Here is a 17,029-nt window from a genome sequence, read left to right on the forward strand (position 1 = left end):
GATTTAGAGCCATAGCCTCGGCCTTGAAACTGCGGCTCTAACTGGAAATCTCGAAGATACGTTGTTTCACCTTCGTCATAACTAAATCGAACCAAACCAACTCGCTTTTTATCTACACAAATTTCAAAGTTATCTAGCTCTTGCCAACTTTCGATAAAGCGCTGATGATCCCACACTATTCCCCTGCTCTGATAATAGGCTGACATGTTTTCTTGAGTCAAAGACTCGGCGTAATGAGAATCCGAAGCCGGACTGAATACTAACTGCATCCAAGAAAACTCCTCTGATCAATTACTAAACTCTACACTTGATAGTCGAATACGATGATGTCTTCCAACAGAGGGCGGAACACATCTTTTAGCGCATCATGTTCTGGGTGAGGTAAATAGTTTTGTCGCCCAGCCTCATCCACAAACGTCATCAAGACTGAATGCGTGAATCCTTGATTTTTGCCTTCAGGGCTATCGTTCAGTCCCCACTCCACCTCTGCCACTCCTTCCACTTTGCTAGGCATTTGCTCAAAAAGGGCTCTGAGCTTTTCAATTTCAGTTAACTGAGCATCTTGCTTAAACTTGATCAGTAATATGTGCCGAATCATGCGCGTCTCTACTTTTGTCTTTAGTAAAGATAACTTAACATCGTTTGGCTGGCTTCGACCAGTAGAAAGCACACGAAGAGAGGATCTAAGTCTATGACTCGACGGCAATGTAAATCTCTACCTCTTGAGCACCTTTGTAAAACTCAAAGTCCGTCGTATAAGCACGCTTATAGGAGCAATCATCGGCTTCAAAGTAATTCCAAATTACTTCCCATAAGTTGATAACAACTTTAGGAAAATCTCCCTCAGCAGCAAACACTAAATAAGAGCCTTCCTTAATCTGAGTTTTTACGAAACCACCTTCAGTTTCACTTTTTAACGCATCAGAGCACGCAACAACATCGTACGCTCCATTACAATCAGATTCGTAGTTGGTGTACACACCGTAAATACGCGAATCTGGGCTCAACTTGGGTAGCGCTTGATTATAAAAAACTTCCCATAGCTGACCGATTTTTGAAGTTACTGCGAGTTGTTCTTTTGCATTGGTGGTTCTGACTGAAAAGCCTGCTAACTCAATTTCTTTGATAGTTTGTAATTCCATGTTTAATCTCGTTAACTAAAATACTCCAACACTTGGGCATTGGTCATCGTTTTCGTTTGATTTGCAAAGCTATAGTGTTTTGGTTTTTGGTCAATAAAGTATTGAACGTCCATTGCCATATTCTCGTTACTAGGTAATAGCCCTACCGGAATGTTGTAGCTGTTATTCTCAATAAAGCGGCTAAATAGATGCGTGCCACATTCAGTACAGAAAGCCCGAGTTGCCCAAGGAGAAGAACGATACTCTTTAATAAATTCTCGCCCTTCAAAAGCGATCTCAGTACCACAGGAAGCCATTAAGAGAGGGCCTCCACTCCACTTCTGGCAGGAGTTACAATGACATACCGTGTATTTCGAATTCTTCCACTTTATCTTCATCTCTACTTTCCCACATAGGCAAACAGCAAAGTTGTTATCAGGCTTCATTTATCTATAGACTCCGTGTGATATACATTTTGATCCATACTATCCACCTTCTACTGACACCTACTGTCAGTAGTTCAACTACTAGTGTTCAAAAATGCCATTACACCTAAGATAATGAAAATAGAGCCAGCCCAACGAGCGAGAGACTCAACCCATAGCTTATTCGAGTTAAACTTAATCTTGAGGTTGTCTGATAACAAGACACTGATGAAATCTGCACTGCTAAAGGTGATATTGGTAATAACACCTAGAATGAGCATTTGTAACCATACCGCAACACTGCCCTGTTCATTGACGAATTGCGGTAGAAACGCAAGATAGAAAATCGCTGCTTTGGGATTGAGAACATCAACGATGACACTATCTATAAACGTCCTCCTCGCTTGATTAGCTGAACCATCCAAAAGCATTGCACCACACACATGCTTCGTTAGAAAAATACGCCGAAATCCTAGCCAAACTAAGTACAACGCCCCTAGTTTTTGTACTATAGAATAGAGCTCTGGGCGCGCAGTCAGGATGGCTGACAAACCTAACACTGCCATAACCACATGAAAGTACCCACCTATGTGGAGGCCAAATGCAGCCATTAAACCAACTCGACGCCCACCTGAAATTGTCTGTGCGATGCTGTAAAGCATTGCTGGACCCGGCATAAATGCGTAAAGAAGAGTCGCTAACATAAAAGTTGTAAGCTCTATGCCTGAAGCCATCAGATTTCCTCCAAGCAATAGTTGATATTTGACAATACCGTAGCTAAGCCTGCTATTCGTGATCGGGCGCGCTTTGAAGAATAGTGTCCATGTAAAACACCTGATGTTATCTTTGCAACTTCGATTATTTCTTCGGGCCTAATTCCTAATCGTGTTACTTCGGTCATGCCAAACCGTATTCCAGACAGCAGACTGTTATCTCCCGGTAAAGGGACTGCATTGGCAAAGATGCCAACACTTGCGAGTCGAAAGCACGCAGCTTTTGCGCCCTCCGGATGCTTCCAATGAACCAGCACTTGATGTGTTTCCGTAAAGTCATAGTCTGCATAGAGAACATCAAGGCCTTCATCATACAATGCGGAAGCAAAGCGCTTAGCATTATTGATTCCTTGTGCCATATACTCTTTTCCATGCGTTTTCATTTCGATAGAGGAAGCGACTAGCGCTGCCACTCGATTAAGCTGATGAGAACCAGTTAGGGTCGGAAAAATTGTCGTACTTAAAGCATCGGAAAGTTCGCCAGAGTTCCAACATATGAGACCACCTTGAGGACCGCTGAAGGTTTTCCCAGTTGAGGCGGTGAATACATCGGCTCCCTGTGTTAATGGGTTTGGATACATCCCAGCGGCAATTAACCCCGCCTGATGAGCACCATCAAATAAAATCTTTCCAGACCAACGAGATACGATCTCTTTAATCTCTGTCACTGGAAATGGGAAAAGGTTAACACCCGCCCCTAAACTCACTAAGGATGGTTTTTTTCTTTTCGCTACATCCTCGAATCTGTCTAGATCAATCTTCAAACTACGCTCATCAACCGGAATAAAACCAATTGAATAGCCTAGTACCCCTGGTGGTCCCAAAATGTGGTTCGAGCTATTTCCGCCATGCATCAAGTCTAAGGTCATCAAATCGGAGGTATAGAGATAACGCTTGAACGATGCATATACGATCATATTGGCGTGCAAACCTCCAAGCGGTCGATGATCAGCGTATTTACAATCGAACAACCCCTTTAGAAGCGACATACTTAATGCTTCGATTTCATCAGCAGCATCAAGCCCAGTGAACACTCTACTTCTACGCCCTATCGCACCTCCAGAAGCACGTGACCCCAAATCACAGCTGAGCAAGTTTCGAGCAAAACTACTCATTGGGGCCTCTGCGGCCACAAGATTAATACCTAGTTCAACTCTTACCTTTTCATGTTTGTTCACTAGATCTATCAAGTAATTACGCAACTCGGAGGTAGTTGAGTTTTCTATAAATCGTTCAGCTTCGACAAGTATACGCTGTTCGTGACATTGAGTCTGAATACACACTTCGTTACCTCCTATTACCTAAGCGATACTTATTGCGGCCAAGAGAAAGATCTTCTCCGCTTAAAAGGAGGTTCTCATGCTTTGTGATATCTAAGTTTGAGCCATCTATAAAGTCACCTTGATGTCGGCTTGGGTAGATATCTGTATCAGTCGTTGTCACTCTGAAATTTACCGCTAAACGATCTTTATTCGACAGGTTGGACAGTGATCCATGCATTGTGCGCTCAGTGAAAACAACAAACTCACCTCGCTTCATTGGCAAAGTCACAATGTCTTCTTTACTTTCATCAATACCAAGTGTCTTCTTAGCGGGGAATTTTTCTAAATGACATCGAACATGCTCTTTCGCTTCTTCCAAGGTATATCGAGAAACATCTACGCCTTCAAACATTTTTGAAGTATCGACATCGAGCACTAACGTCAAATTTCGTGCTCTATCCACTATATCGGCTACAGACTTACAGCCAATAAATGGATCATGCCAAAACTCGGATTGAGGCATTGGGACCATTTTCTTGGGATATTTCTTCTTATGTGAACCTCTAATAAACCTTAGAGGCGCACACTCCAATTCTACGTCCGTCAAAGCGACCCAAACTGTAATATTCCACCAGTTATTTTCCCTGTTTTGTGGTCTTAGACTCGGTTTACAATTGCCAATTTCTTCTCCATCAAAATCACCCCATTCCTGGTGCCATCCAGTACCTCTTTCATTGGTCTTCTTATAGAAGATCTTAGAACGCCATAATACGAGATCGTTACCAATCAATGATCGTAACACATCGACTAACACAGGGTGTGTAAGGAACTCTTCCATCCTTGAGAAGACTAGATGCCAGTCTCGAACGGAGTATCGACCGTATATCGGGTGAGGGTGGGGATTATTAACTGCTTCTAAGCACGATAAATGCACTTCATCTATTAGCGCTTCTTCGCAAAATTTGGGGAGTGGGCCTATAAATCCGTCTCGATGAAAGCGTTCAATCTGCAGTTCCGTTAGCCCGCCATCCCGTTTAGTGGTCATAAGTTGATTTCCTGTTGGTTGAACTTCACCCGTTCACCGTCTCATTGAATATGAACCCAAAGGAAATCAATTATTAGTAATTTACCTTACCCTTATTGAAATTTTCATAAAATTAAAGGGATTTATTGCTCAAAGCTTTCGCGATAGACTACTTTAAAACGCTCAAGAACCAATAGCATCTCTTCACTCGGTGCTATGTTTAACTCTTCGCACTCTAAAGAGAAAAACTTCCAATGAGCCTCACGCCACCAGCGGAGTGATTTATCGCCTTCCCCTTCAGATGCAGCAAACTCAGCCGTCACTTGATTGTATGGACAGGTTGAAACGGAAGTGACTTCAATAATGCAAACGGGCTCACCCTGCCAATTGGTCACCACTTGTAGGTGGCCAACTTGTGGCATTAGCTCATCTTCATGGCTGTACCAATACTCCATGCTACACGAAGCGGTTTTCTCGCCACGCAAGATCAAATCCGCACATAGGTTGGCATTGTGTTCATCAGCGCAGAAATAATCAGCACTAAATGAAGTGTATTGCTTGGCGACGCTAGGGGATAACGTCGCAAGGAATTGATCGAGATACTTTTGGTTTGTTGAGTCCATGTTTGTCTATGATCCTTAAAAATACTCGCTTAGAGAAGAGAGTTTTTCAAACATTAAGGTGCCATAGGTATTTACTCAAGGTTTTGTATCTTTTCGGACAGAACCTCTTTAAAAGCAAACATCCCATTCAACGCAGCGGGAAAGCCTGCGTACACAGACATTTGTAGTATCACCTCTTTGATTTCTTCTTCACTACAACCGACGTTTAAGGCGGCATGTAAATGAACCTTTAGTTGAGGTGCACAATTCCCGAGCGCAGTAAGCGCTGCGACTGTAGCAATCTCTCTGGATTTAATATCAAGCCCCTCGCGGGTGTATATATCACCGAAAGGATATTCAATAATGAATTTAGCCAAATCTGGGCAGACATCCTCAAGGCTTTCAATAACGTTTCTTCCTGCTTTACCGTCTATTTTGTCTAACTGTTCTAAACCTAATTCGAATCGATTACGCTTCATAATTGTGTTTCCTGTATTGAAGTGAGGAAACACCTTACAAATTAGAGTTAACTCTAAGTCAAGCTACTTTTCCTGATTGATAACGTTCGATCTTTTCATCCAGAGCCACCAGATGCTGATTAAGCTGTTGAATGTGGGAAAGCAAATTTTCTCTATGTTGTTCAAGTAGTTGCTGGCGTTCTGACAATGTGCTTGAACCGAGTTCTCGTAGCTTTGCGTAATCCAAGATTTCTTCCAGGGGCATTCCTGTTTCTTTCAAACGTATTACAAAACTTATCCACTCAATATCGCGTGACGTGTAAGCTCTATGGCCACTTGGACTACGCTGGACATTTCTTAGTAACCCAATTTTCTCGTAATATCGGAGTGTATGCGCCGAAAGGCCGACTAACTGCGAAAATTCCTTAATGTTCATACACTCCCTCTGATTTATCAGTGACTTTATGCTTTCTTAACAAACTTGGCGGTCACCATCATTTCTCCCGCTCCATCAACTTTACAATCGAGCTCGTGGTCTTTGCCTTCAACGATACGTCTAACTACAGCTTTTGTGCCAATTTTAAGCACCAAAGAGCTGCCTTTGACTTTTAGATCTTTCGCTAAAGTCACTTTGTCACCCTCTTCAAGGGCGGTACCGTTGGCATCTTTTGCGGTAAACACGCTTTCATCAGGCTCGTTTGGGTTCCACTCATGAGCACACTCTGGGCATACTAGGTTGATTTGATCTTGGTAAACATACTCAGATTGGCAGTTCGGGCAAGGAGGAAAAGACATAGTCATTGTTCTTAGTTAGTGAAATTAGAACATATGATAGTGTCTCTCCCTCTCTGTTGCGAGTGATACGGCGAACTTTAGTGAAACAATCACCTACCTAACTCACCTCTATGGGCTCCGACTTGAGTTGGGAAATAAAAGAGTTCAACTCTGACAGAGAACGAATGATGTGCACTGACTTATTCTCTTCAAAACTCTTTAAGCGCTGTTCAAAGTCCGCATTCCAAAATTTAGGGCTTAGCCGCAAGAATTTATAGCTCTGCATGCTGCCCTTAACGATGGAGCTCCCTTCCGGCCAACCTTCTGGTTTTACCGCTAGTCCTTTTAGCATACGTTTAGTTACCAACCAGTAACTGACGTAATAAGGCAAGTCGATATAGATTAACGTATCGGCAGACTCAAGACGTTGGCTGAAAGAGTACAAAGGGCCCAAGCCATCAATGATCCAGCTGTCTGCACTGAGAATATCTCGATGCTTTTTATCAAACACTTCCCTTATCTCGGCCGTTCCATCTTTTCTGAAGGCAATAGAGTCGAGCTGGTGCAATGGTAAGTTTTTAATCAGAGCTAGTTGCTTACTCAGTGATGACTTACCACTTCCTGGCTTTCCAAAAACAGCGATTTTTTTCATATTTCCTCCGTCGACCAAATTGGAAATACCAATCAGAATAAATAGGTGCTCATCTAATTGCGCAGGAAAAATCGCTTAGAGCAAGGCATAGATTGCAGCTAGCTAGTTGATCTACCTACAAGATCTATAACGCAGCTATCAGCGATTTTAACCAGCAAGAATGACCAGATATTTATTTTGGCTGGTATGTAACCCGAGAGGCAGAAAAACAAAACCCACCTCTTTCGGGTGGGTTAAACGAAAATAAACGCGCAAAAACACCACCATTCCTATGGAATGATGATAATTCGAGAATCTTGGCGCGTTAGAGTCATTTTCATATCAATATATTTGTATATAAGTCAACCAGTGTCAATGGCAATAAATTTTAGGTCTGTAGCTTTAACTCACTATTTTCTTTAGTGTACGTCATTAAGTACTGCTTTTCAGAAAAGCCGTATTTACGATAGAAACCTACCGCGCTGTCATTGTTCGACCAAACATGCAAATCAACCGAAGACGCATCACGAGATTGCGCCCAATGAACAAAGCTATCGACTAACTCCCTAGCTATGCCCTTTCCTCTTGAGGCAGGGCTCACTATCAGCTCTTCTAGATAAGCATATAGCCTAGCCTGACTCCAACGACGCTCGGGGGTTTTAGTGATGGAACCTAACAGCGCACCTACTGCAACACCATCAATCTCTTTTACAACGAGATATTGATTTATGTCTGCGAGTATCTGCTTAAGCTCCTCAAGCGTTAAAACATCTTCAGTTTCGCGCACAACATTAGGCGCTAACTGCGCATTGTGCTGGTTTTCGAGAATAAACAACCTAACCAAGTCTGAATGGTCAGATACTACCGCTTTACGAATCATAGTTTTCTCTAACATTCTTGTTTTTGCCAACACGCATTATGAACACAATTAGTTGCGTTTCACCGCCACTACCGAAAACGTATGCCAATGTTTTTGTCTTCCCAATGCTGTTTCAGCTTTTTCATCGCATTCAACAAATCGGATAATTTCAAAGTTTGAAAACAGGGCTTTAACATCTGACTCAGAGAGAGGAGCTGTCGGGCTACGGTAGTTATTTGCCCAAGAGTCTTTTGTCCCCATAAAGTCACCAGCAAACACCCCACCTTCTACTAGCGAAGACTCGATCTTTTCCCATGTCCTTAAAAAGCAACTTGGATCTGCGAAGAACAAACTATTATTGGCAATCACAAGACCGCATTGAGGGTAATCATAGTCTTCAAATGAAGACTGTGAAATATCAGCAAAAGCACTTTGCACAAACCTGTCTCGACAAATAACTATCGCGTCGGGATTAACATCAAAGCCATGCACTTGGTAGCCTTGCCCGAGTAAATAGTCAATATCGCTCCCCGTACCACACCCACAGTCAATCGCTACTTTAGTAGACGACTTGTTTAGCTTAACAACAAACTCCGTTCGCTTTAGATGAGGTTTAGCTAATGCTTTTTCGTAGTATTGACACCAAATATCGCTGTGTTCATCCATATGCTTTATTCCTTGTTGAACCAGTTAACTTAGGTGTTTTCACCATTCTCTATAGCTTCACGCAAAGAGGCAATAAATTCACGAACCTTTCGGTTGTTGTCCGCATGAAGTTCATTACCGCAAGACTCACCTCGATAAAAGATCTCCGGATCTGAATAGATGGGTAAGCGTAATTTTTCGTAACTCATGATTGTTCCAGCGTTTGCACACTTATAAGCCCTTGCATAAGGTTTGACGAGGTGTTTATTTGCAGGCTTGAGGCTACGTTCAAGTTGTCCTTGTAACAATGAAAAGAACAGGGTTTCACTATGATTTGCGTACATCAAATGCCCGAACTCATGTTCAAGGACATAAGGAGGCGCATCATCCGCTAACAAAATGAAACCACGGTTAAACTCCCAGCGCGTCATGCCATTGATGTTTTCTTCAAATATTGGGTGACGGTAATCAAGAACAAAAACGAAGTAGCTTAGCGGATCATGCTCAATTGAATCTAACCGCTCTTTACCAATGGCATTACGACCTTGCAAATAGACTTCTTCCAAATACTCTGTATCTGAAAGAGCAAAATCGACAAATTGATATGATGCCAGTTGACGCATAAGTGGCAAACAAGAGTTCTCTAGTGTTTGATTAGAAAACTCTATCTGCTTGACGGCACTACGCTTTCCGAAAAAACCTTTTAGTGAACTATCAACAAAATAGTGCACTTTGGTCGATAAAATCGTCTCGTCATGACTACACCTTGCTAAATCCAAATCATCAAAGTCGAGAGGGGTTTGATCGGGCCTATTTAGATAGAAAAGAACCGCAGTGACAATAAGAGATGAGATAACTAGGGCTTTTTTCATAGATCTACTTTAAATCCATAAAACTCTTGTTCAATGCTTTATCCAATGACCTTCTTAAGACACTCAACTTGTTTTTCCAATAACTGACCGTCACCTGTAGAATAAGATTTAGCCACATTGATCCATTGGGTACCCGTCTCGTCGATATGCTTAAATTCCACTTGCAGTGCATAACGCGAACAGCGGCTTAGGGAAAATAGAAAACCAACGACGCTCAAACTCACTGCTATACCGATTAACCATGAAGGAGCAGGACTGAACTGATTAACTACCAGCCAGGTTGCACCTGAAAATAATGCAAGCCAAAAGATCATTTGACCTAAATTATCCAATAACGACATGCGCTTAAATTTAGCGTTGTTAATCTTTGCAAGTGGGTAGCTGTCTTTTTTGAAATGAAAGTTCTTGTTGTCAATTTTGAAATCAGATTCTTTAAGCATCTAACTCATTCTCTCCGTAATTAATATCTCTAGAAAAGGAGCCGTAAAAGTAAGTCGTGGGAGGCAAGGAGTCGTATAATACTCAAACAAAAATTTGAGTTAGACTTTCCCTAACCATATGAAACAAAATACATTATCAGAATTTATAAAACAAGGACAACCAATCACCTTGGATTGGCAATTCATAGATGGGCAACTTGCGTAGGGTAAATCAAATAGAGTGAAGAGGCAGCCGCACTACCTCTTAGTTGAGAATGTTATGCCGATTACCCGGCTCTCGCTCCGTTTGGCATCGGGGTTTCAGGGCAAGCCAAACATGGTTGAAGCTTATCTTCATAGCCAATATCAAACAGCATACCTTGGGAGACTTCACCCGCCATTTTCCTCTCAGGTAAGTTGACCACAAACAAAGCCTGCTTCCCTTCAATTTCTTTTGGGTTTTCACGTTCTTGCTTAATGCCAGCCAGAATCGATCTCTGTATGGTCACCAAAATCGACAGTGAGTTTCATCAGTTTGTCAGATTTTGCAACTTCACTGACTTCAACAATCGTCCCCACTCGGATATCAACTTTAGCAAAGTCTTCAAATGCGATAGTTTCTTTAATAGGTGCATGATTCATAAACGTTTCCTTAGACTACTTATCAACGCGTTAAAACTAATTACTTTATCTATTTGCCATTGGGTGGTCTGGGTGTAACTGCAGCAAATCCCAAAGATTGCCGTACAAATCTTCAAACACCGCAACGGTGCCATAGTCTTGCTCCTTGGGTTCTCGAACAAAGTGAATTCCAATCGATTTCATTCGCTCATAATCACGCCAGAAGTCATCGGTACTTAGAAACAAGAACACGCGCCCACCAGATTGATTACCAATAAAATCATGCTGCTCAGGTTTCGATGCTTTAGCGAGCAGTATGGTTGCACCATGTGAATTCGGTGGAGCAACAACGACCCAACGTTTGTCTTGTTCTGGCTGATAGGTGTCTTCAATCAGTTCGAACTGAAGTTTGTTAACATAGAAGTCTATGGCCTCATCGTAGTCTTTGACGACTAAGGCGATGTGAACGATGTTTTGCTTCATTTTCTACCTAATGAATTATCTTATTCTGGGTCGTTATATTAACCATTTAAATGATTTAGTTAAGAATTCTCGTGCATTTTCTCTGACTATTTCACCGTGAGACATCACGAGAACACTTGGATTCCACCTCAACAAACATTCAAGGTGCTTACGAGCTTCCGCTTTGCCAAACATAAAGCTGAGTCGCCAATCGACAGGCATTTTGCCATTGGGAGCCAGTATACCTACTCGCTTCGCGACCACTCTTTGCCAATAGTTAAACTCTCGACCGGAAAAGTTCTCGACCAAATCTGTAACGATCAATGTGTGTGATTGTTTATGAAAGAAAACACATTCTTCCATCAACGGAGAACCAGTGAAAAGTACCTGTTCGATATCTGATTGCCACTCCCAAATACAATCTCTGTTTAATGAGGCGTTAAAGTAGATATCTCGGCGTTTTTTAATCACTTCATCAGTGCCAAATACCTGAGCTTCAGGAAACGCACTAATCCAATCAGGGAGAAAAAGATGATGCAGATGATTTGGGGCGATTAGAAATTTTACCGTGCCTAAACTTTCCAATTGGCTCTGGACTTGCTCGGTCAGCTCGATAGGACTGTGAACCCAAAGCTCGCCACCAGCGAGCTTAACGACTGTCATTCGAGTTGAAAAAGGAAGTCCGAAGAACGAAACCGTACTGCCATCAAAAATCCATATGTCGTTAGCTAGCTTTTCCATGCCTCGCCCCTCTTACTTGTCTATCAGAGCCTTAAACCTAGTGCTTTCAATTCGCCTTCTGCCTGCTCAGCCGACAAGAACTGAATCGCGTGCATCCCAACGCTTTTAGCACCTTCGACGTTATGCGGCATATCGTCTAGAAACACACATTGCTCGGCGATGAGTTGATTGCTATTGAGCAAAGAGTGGTAGATCTCAGGTTGGGGTTTTAGCAAACCTAAGTCAGCAGATACGGTTGCAGCATCAAATAACGGCCAAAAGTCGTATTCTGTTTTTAGGAAGTCGACAATTTCAACGACGTTGTCCGTCAAGGCATAGACACAGTAGCCAGCGGCTTTAACCTTCTTAATTAAATCAACAGACCCGTATAGCTCAATTAAAGATTGCTTAACGTAATAGAACAAGCGGTCACAATCTTGAGGCGAAAAATCTAACTCAAGCTGGTAACGATGTTTGGCTTCAATTTCGGTGAGAAAACCTCGATTGAGATCAAGCCAAATATCACTCATAAAGACTTTCTTGGCCAGCGCTTCGGGTTGTTCTACATTGCCAAATGTCAGCCTAACAATCTCCAGTGGCGCCCAACGTACAATCACATTACCGACATCGAAAACAACATTCTTAATTACTGTGTTCTGCATAAGCCCAACCGACCTTTATGTTTATAGTGAAGTAAATTTCATGAAAGAGGTTAACTCAGTTTTTCTGCTAACAAATGGCGAAAACTCACAAAACCTGCCATACAAATACTCAGTTGATACTTATCGCATCTTTGCGATCAAAAACGGAGCGATACTCGCTCCGTTGTTTATTCCAATCCTTTAGCGTCTTCAATTAAGATTACGCCTTTCTCGGCCAACTCATTGGCAACATTGTCCGCATTGTCGGGAAACACGGCTCTGGTTGAGGCGAGATTGAGTATTACCTTAAAACCCGCCTCTAGAAGCTGTTCAACAGACTTTTTCACACAAAAATCTAAAGCGAGTCCGCCAACAATAACGGTTTCAATCTGCTTGGCACGTAAGAATTCGATTCCGCCAGTCGAAAGCGTATCAGCCTGATCATGATAAAACGCCCCATACGGGTGGGCGTCAGGGTCAATCCCCTTGTTGATTTGGAAATCATAATCTCGAATTTCAGGTAAACCCGGTAGCAATTCCACACCCACCGTTCCAACGACGCAGTGTGGATTCCACTTAATGTCCACCTCAGGAAGGCCAACAGGTTCAAGCATGTTTTCGGGCGTTTCAGCCTCCCAAGCTGCGCCGGGTGGATGCATGTCGCGAGAGACCAAACGCACTGAAGCTTTACTGTGATTGCGCTTGAGTTCTTCAACGATCTCTAACGCGCCCTGTACAGGCAGCTCTTTAGGACATAACTCGCTAAAGCCTTTCTGCGGGTCAACATCGATCGAGGCCGTTGTGGTTTTATCAATCTTAATCGTCTGAAATAGCATTACTCTCTCCTTGCGTAATCATCGCAGGCAGGTTTGGAAATAGGTTACACACTTTTCACCAACACTATACACTTGGGCTGGCTTACCACCTTTACCACGGTTTGTTGAAGCCATTTTATTCGCACTGATAATGACTCCGGTATCAATCAGACGGCGTTTAACCGTCATGCGATTCACCTCTACACCAAATTTTTCGTATGCGGCAATGATGTCTGAAACAAGAAATTCTTTGTCTAAAGCAAACAGCGCGACTGAGGTGTATTCAACCGCCGCTCGTAGCTTTTTCCACGCGAGCTTAATCAAATCGGCATGGTCAAAAGCCAGTTCAATCTCATCATCCAGAATACTATTCAATGGAAACCATCTCAGTTGCTCTTGGCACAAGCCACAATTCTCGATTTGCTCTACATTCGCTTGGTTGAGCAACGCATAATGAGCAATGGTGACACTCCAACCTTCTGGGTCACGCTTAGGGTTCCCGTCAACCATCGGTTGGCTGATGTAATTGGGATAAGTATGTATTTTTTGGCGACAAATACGCTTACGAGCAGCATCAAAATCTTGGTCAGCTTGCTGCCCTCCCTGATTAGATAAATCCTGCTCAAAGACAAACCCGCCAGGTATTGACCATAAGCCATGTTCCGGCCTGGCTGGGTTGTTTCTTTTGATCAGTAAGGTCTCTAACCCTTCAACACCTAACCTAAGGCATATCATGTCAATGGTGACAATCATCGTACGACCCCTAACTCCTTAATTGTTAGATACATTACCACCACAACCTATAAGGTCAACAGGAAAGTAACAATACGTGACTTACCTTACCATAGTCATTTCACCCCTTACATCTTCAACCATATAACTATTCAACAAAAGTAGAATAGACAGGTTTTAATCAAGTCGACTATAGTTAATAACGTAATTTGACAAACCTTGGGCACTTATTTAAAGTTCAGTGCAACAATAAAGCCCTAAGAAACATAGGATGGCTGAATGACCGCCAAGCTTTTTAACGACAACATCATCCAAAGCGCACTTGATCTCGATGTCTATAAGATCAACATGATGCATGCTGCTCGAAAGTATTATCCAGATACCCAGGTTCGCTATGAACTTATTGTTCGCTCAAACGAAGATTTATCTGATTTAAGAAGCGACGTTAAAAACGAGATTAGAAAACTCGCAAAAGTTACATTCAGCCAAGAAGAAATCTCTTACCTTGAGGTGAAAGCCCCTTACCTTGATCCAGCCTTTCTCGCTTACTTGAGTAAGTTCGAGTTCAGACCTCTGCAACAAGTCAGCGTAACCACACGTGATGGTCAACTTCGTGTTTCGATTTCAGGGCTTTGGCACGAAACCATTCTCTACGAGACGCTCGTTATGAGTATTATCTCTGAAGTGCGCAATAGAACTCGATGGAGTGGCATTCCTTATTCGCAGTTTGCCAGTGTGTTGGAAGAAAAAATTACTTATCTTAAGTCTGAATTGAAACGCAGAAACATCACCAATTTCCAATTCTCGGAGATGGGAAGCCGACGCCGATTTAGCGCCCAAGTACAGCATGACTTGGTCAGCTGCATTCACCAACATGCACCTGACCTGATGAGCGGTACAAGTAACTACCACTTAGCCAAACAATTTGATTTAACGCCAATCGGAACGGTGGCACACGAATGGTTTATGGCCCACCAGCAACTAGTGGAGCCTGCTCAGTCGCAAAAGGTCGCCTTAGACAATTGGCATCAAGCATTTAATGGCAAGCTCGGCATTGCACTGACAGACACCATAGGTATTGATGCATTTTTGCAAGACTTTACCTATGAACGTGCAAGCGTCTATGCTGGCGTACGACACGATTCTGGAAGCCCATTTGATTGGGGTGACAAAATGATTGCGCATTACGAGTCACTGGGTATCGATCCAAAGTCAAAAGTGCTGATCTTTACCGACGGACTGAACTTTGAACGCGCACTGGAAATTAGCGAGTACTTTGCAGATCGCGCTAATATCAGTTTCGGTATTGGTACATTTCTGGCGAATGACATGGGCGATTGGTCGGATGAAAACAGCCGTTACCAACCGCTGTCGATGGTCGTTAAAATGACCGAGTGTAATGGTGCCGCTGTTGCAAAAATCAGTGATGAACCAGAAAAAGCCATGTGTGAAGACCCGATCTTCCTTGCCGATTTAAGACAAAGCTTTGGCCTTGAGTCTGAGTACGACAAAGCGAGCTAAAAGCCCAGCATAAGAAAACGGAGCATTACGCTCCGTTTTTTGCTTGATAAGAGCTTAAAGGCTCATGATCTTCTTAAACTCTTCTTCGGAGTACTTCTTCTCTGTACTCTTGGTTAAGTCTGTCATCATCTTATATCTAAGCTCCGTTGCCATACTTAACGTGCGCTTAAGCTGTCCATAAGAGTAATCTGCGGCCATATTTAAGGCTGCCTGTTTGTCGGTCTTGTACATACCTGTTAGCGTTTTATCTAAATGCTTCACTTGTTTGTAGAGTTGGGTTTCTTCTTCATCCCACGTCGCTTTTAAGATCGGCAAATATTTATCTGGGTTAGCCGACGCTAATGCCGTTAAGCTGCGGAACTGCCAGTAAGCAGAATCATCACTATAGGTGTCATCACCAACTTGGAAAGCCTTAGGGTATTGTTGCAATGTGGAGTATAGCGGCACTAACACTGACTCTGGCAACACGCCAAAGCTTTGCCAAATCACGCCTTGAAGTTCATCTGGCATGTTAGGACGTAATTGAATAACGTGCGATTCTAGCTGACGCTCTACACGAATTGGTCGCTTCGCTTTGCCTTCTAAAGCAGTTCCGTCATAAGTTGCACTCAAGACTTCCGCGACATCTTTCACCGATATTTTCTCGTCAGGCTTCATAAACAGCGGATACTGTGCAAGTCGACTTTGTTGGTACTTAGATGGAGTCAACATTTTCTGCCCCAACCATTCGCGGTCAATATTGTACTCATCCCCTATCACACCGAAGGCTTTGGCGAAGTTGAACGATTTTTTGTCTGCTTTTTCGAGAAGCTTATGTTGCTCCACGAACTCAAACATGCCTTTCGAATGCAGAACATCTTTGCTCGCGAGATTCACGCCATGTACGCGCAAGCCATTGGCAATCATCGCATAGCTATCATCCGGCACTTTTACCGCAATCCAATGGTGACCAGAACCAATTTCAAACAGCCAAGCTTCGTTGATGTCCGCAATGTAGAGGCTGTTACCCTCTCCTGCCCCATACGTTTCGATGTATTGACCCAGAAGCTCTACGGCTTGTTTAGCATTTTCAACTTGCGGAAGAATTAAGGTAGGAATAATCGCTTCGATCACACCATTGTCGACTAGAGGATCAACCTTAGCGACTTTGTCGTTGATTTCTGCACTGGTTGTCGCAGAGATGGCGACGTTATTCTCATTGATGCCGCGCTCTTCATAGAACTTGCCATCACTGTCGACGGTTTTCGCATCCCAGTCTGGTATCGCTGAGTAGGCATAAAAGTGCTTCGGCATAGGAACAACCAAACCATTGCCAAGTGTCCAGTCGCCTTCTTGGTTGTCTTGTGCTGGTCGATACTCTAGGTATTTGTTCCAGTTATTGATACCAAAGTCTTCGTTACGCGCAATCATTATACTGCCATCGCTAGACGCCCCTTTGCCGACGATAAGACCAGTACAAGCTATCGCATTACCACTCAACGCGACAGCGACAGCTACAGCAGTTGCTAAAAAGGATACAGACCATGTTTTCATGTTAATTCTCCGCATATGAAACGAAATAGAACCTAAGTTCACGTCAGTTGTATTTGCAGGGTTTTTATTGTCATTCAATGAGAATGCTTTCGACTGAGTGTACTGACCATTCGATGAGA

23 protein-coding genes and 1 pseudogene are annotated in these 17,029 nt (G+C 42.9%); 1 reads left to right on the top strand and 23 read right to left on the bottom strand.

All coding sequences use genetic code 11. The annotated features are described in order from the left end of the window. The 22 genes and pseudogenes from AC6R00_RS00805 to AC6R00_RS00910 all read right to left on the bottom strand — a co-directional run. Positions 1-269, bottom strand: a 269-nt coding sequence (locus AC6R00_RS00805; protein WP_500639012.1) for a GNAT family N-acetyltransferase, incomplete at its 3' end; no start/stop codon positions are given. Positions 270-301: 32 nt separating this feature from the next. Further along, on the bottom strand, positions 302-598 hold the full coding sequence (locus tag AC6R00_RS00810; protein WP_500639013.1) for a Dabb family protein: 297 nt from the start codon (positions 596-598) through the stop codon (positions 302-304). A 91-nt stretch (positions 599-689) separates the two neighbouring features. Further along, positions 690-1,142 (bottom strand): GyrI-like domain-containing protein, encoded by a 453-nt coding sequence (locus AC6R00_RS00815; RefSeq protein WP_004743453.1) that lies wholly within the window; start codon positions 1,140-1,142, stop codon positions 690-692. Positions 1,143-1,153: 11 nt separating this feature from the next. Then, complete coding sequence (locus AC6R00_RS00820) at positions 1,154-1,567, bottom strand: GFA family protein (protein ID WP_171324174.1); 414 nt, start codon at positions 1,565-1,567, stop codon at positions 1,154-1,156. A gap of 74 nt (positions 1,568-1,641) precedes the next feature. Continuing rightward, on the bottom strand, positions 1,642-2,280 hold the full coding sequence (locus tag AC6R00_RS00825) for a LysE family translocator (protein WP_004743451.1): 639 nt from the start codon (positions 2,278-2,280) through the stop codon (positions 1,642-1,644). Then, complete coding sequence (locus AC6R00_RS00830; RefSeq protein ID WP_500639014.1) at positions 2,280-3,602, bottom strand: serine hydroxymethyltransferase; 1,323 nt, start codon at positions 3,600-3,602, stop codon at positions 2,280-2,282. Before AC6R00_RS00830 ends, AC6R00_RS00825 begins: the two co-directional genes overlap by 1 nt. 4 nt (positions 3,603-3,606) lie before the next feature. Then, the gene (locus AC6R00_RS00835) at positions 3,607-4,626 is read right to left on the bottom strand and encodes a phytanoyl-CoA dioxygenase family protein (protein ID WP_500639015.1); all 1,020 of its coding nucleotides are present in this window, start codon (positions 4,624-4,626) and stop codon (positions 3,607-3,609) included. A gap of 122 nt (positions 4,627-4,748) precedes the next feature. Next, positions 4,749-5,228: an ASCH domain-containing protein gene (locus AC6R00_RS00840; protein ID WP_500639016.1), complete on the bottom strand. Its 480-nt coding sequence runs from the start codon at positions 5,226-5,228 to the stop codon at positions 4,749-4,751. Between the two features lie 71 nt (positions 5,229-5,299). After that, complete coding sequence (locus AC6R00_RS00845; protein WP_500639017.1) at positions 5,300-5,686, bottom strand: carboxymuconolactone decarboxylase family protein; 387 nt, start codon at positions 5,684-5,686, stop codon at positions 5,300-5,302. A gap of 58 nt (positions 5,687-5,744) precedes the next feature. Next, a complete protein-coding gene (locus AC6R00_RS00850; protein ID WP_486794175.1) occupies positions 5,745-6,101 on the bottom strand; it encodes a MerR family transcriptional regulator in 357 nt (118 codons plus the stop codon). A 26-nt stretch (positions 6,102-6,127) separates the two neighbouring features. After that, positions 6,128-6,460 (bottom strand): zinc ribbon domain-containing protein YjdM, encoded by a 333-nt coding sequence (locus AC6R00_RS00855; RefSeq protein ID WP_239826001.1) that lies wholly within the window; start codon positions 6,458-6,460, stop codon positions 6,128-6,130. A gap of 97 nt (positions 6,461-6,557) precedes the next feature. After that, positions 6,558-7,091 (bottom strand): P-loop NTPase family protein, encoded by a 534-nt coding sequence (locus AC6R00_RS00860; protein ID WP_500639018.1) that lies wholly within the window; start codon positions 7,089-7,091, stop codon positions 6,558-6,560. 367 nt (positions 7,092-7,458) lie between these two features. Next, entirely contained in the window at positions 7,459-7,965 is a 507-nt protein-coding gene (locus tag AC6R00_RS00865; protein WP_500639019.1) for a GNAT family N-acetyltransferase, read from the bottom strand. Between the two features lie 33 nt (positions 7,966-7,998). After that, a complete protein-coding gene (locus AC6R00_RS00870) occupies positions 7,999-8,595 on the bottom strand; it encodes a methyltransferase (RefSeq protein ID WP_500639020.1) in 597 nt (198 codons plus the stop codon). Positions 8,596-8,624: 29 nt separating this feature from the next. Then, entirely contained in the window at positions 8,625-9,446 is an 822-nt protein-coding gene (locus tag AC6R00_RS00875) for a hypothetical protein (RefSeq protein WP_500639021.1), read from the bottom strand. A 38-nt stretch (positions 9,447-9,484) separates the two neighbouring features. Continuing rightward, entirely contained in the window at positions 9,485-9,886 is a 402-nt protein-coding gene (locus tag AC6R00_RS00880) for a hypothetical protein (protein ID WP_500639022.1), read from the bottom strand. Positions 9,887-10,152: 266 nt separating this feature from the next. Continuing rightward, positions 10,153-10,507: pseudogene (locus tag AC6R00_RS00885) on the bottom strand (tRNA-binding protein). 45 nt (positions 10,508-10,552) lie between these two features. Beyond that, on the bottom strand, positions 10,553-10,969 hold the full coding sequence (locus AC6R00_RS00890; protein ID WP_004743437.1) for a VOC family protein: 417 nt from the start codon (positions 10,967-10,969) through the stop codon (positions 10,553-10,555). 33 nt (positions 10,970-11,002) lie between these two features. Continuing rightward, a complete protein-coding gene (locus AC6R00_RS00895) occupies positions 11,003-11,689 on the bottom strand; it encodes a DUF4336 domain-containing protein (protein WP_500639023.1) in 687 nt (228 codons plus the stop codon). Between the two features lie 23 nt (positions 11,690-11,712). Next, positions 11,713-12,330, bottom strand: coding sequence for an HAD family hydrolase (locus AC6R00_RS00900; RefSeq protein WP_500639024.1), 618 nt, complete (start codon positions 12,328-12,330; stop codon positions 11,713-11,715). A 167-nt stretch (positions 12,331-12,497) separates the two neighbouring features. Then, a complete protein-coding gene (locus AC6R00_RS00905) occupies positions 12,498-13,145 on the bottom strand; it encodes an isochorismatase family protein (protein ID WP_500639025.1) in 648 nt (215 codons plus the stop codon). An 18-nt stretch (positions 13,146-13,163) separates the two neighbouring features. Next, the gene (locus tag AC6R00_RS00910; protein WP_500639026.1) at positions 13,164-13,877 is read right to left on the bottom strand and encodes an NUDIX hydrolase; all 714 of its coding nucleotides are present in this window, start codon (positions 13,875-13,877) and stop codon (positions 13,164-13,166) included. Between the two features lie 258 nt (positions 13,878-14,135). Between AC6R00_RS00910 and pncB the strand changes: the two genes are divergently transcribed. Next, positions 14,136-15,377, top strand: coding sequence for a nicotinate phosphoribosyltransferase (gene pncB, locus AC6R00_RS00915; RefSeq protein WP_500639027.1), 1,242 nt, complete (start codon positions 14,136-14,138; stop codon positions 15,375-15,377). A 54-nt stretch (positions 15,378-15,431) separates the two neighbouring features. Here pncB and AC6R00_RS00920 read toward each other — a convergent pair whose 3' ends face one another. Next, positions 15,432-16,910, bottom strand: coding sequence for a C69 family dipeptidase (locus tag AC6R00_RS00920; RefSeq protein WP_500639028.1), 1,479 nt, complete (start codon positions 16,908-16,910; stop codon positions 15,432-15,434). Between the last annotated feature and the right edge of the window lie 119 nt (positions 16,911-17,029).

Source organism: Vibrio sp. R10-SF1-ISO8, from assembly GCF_059833805.1.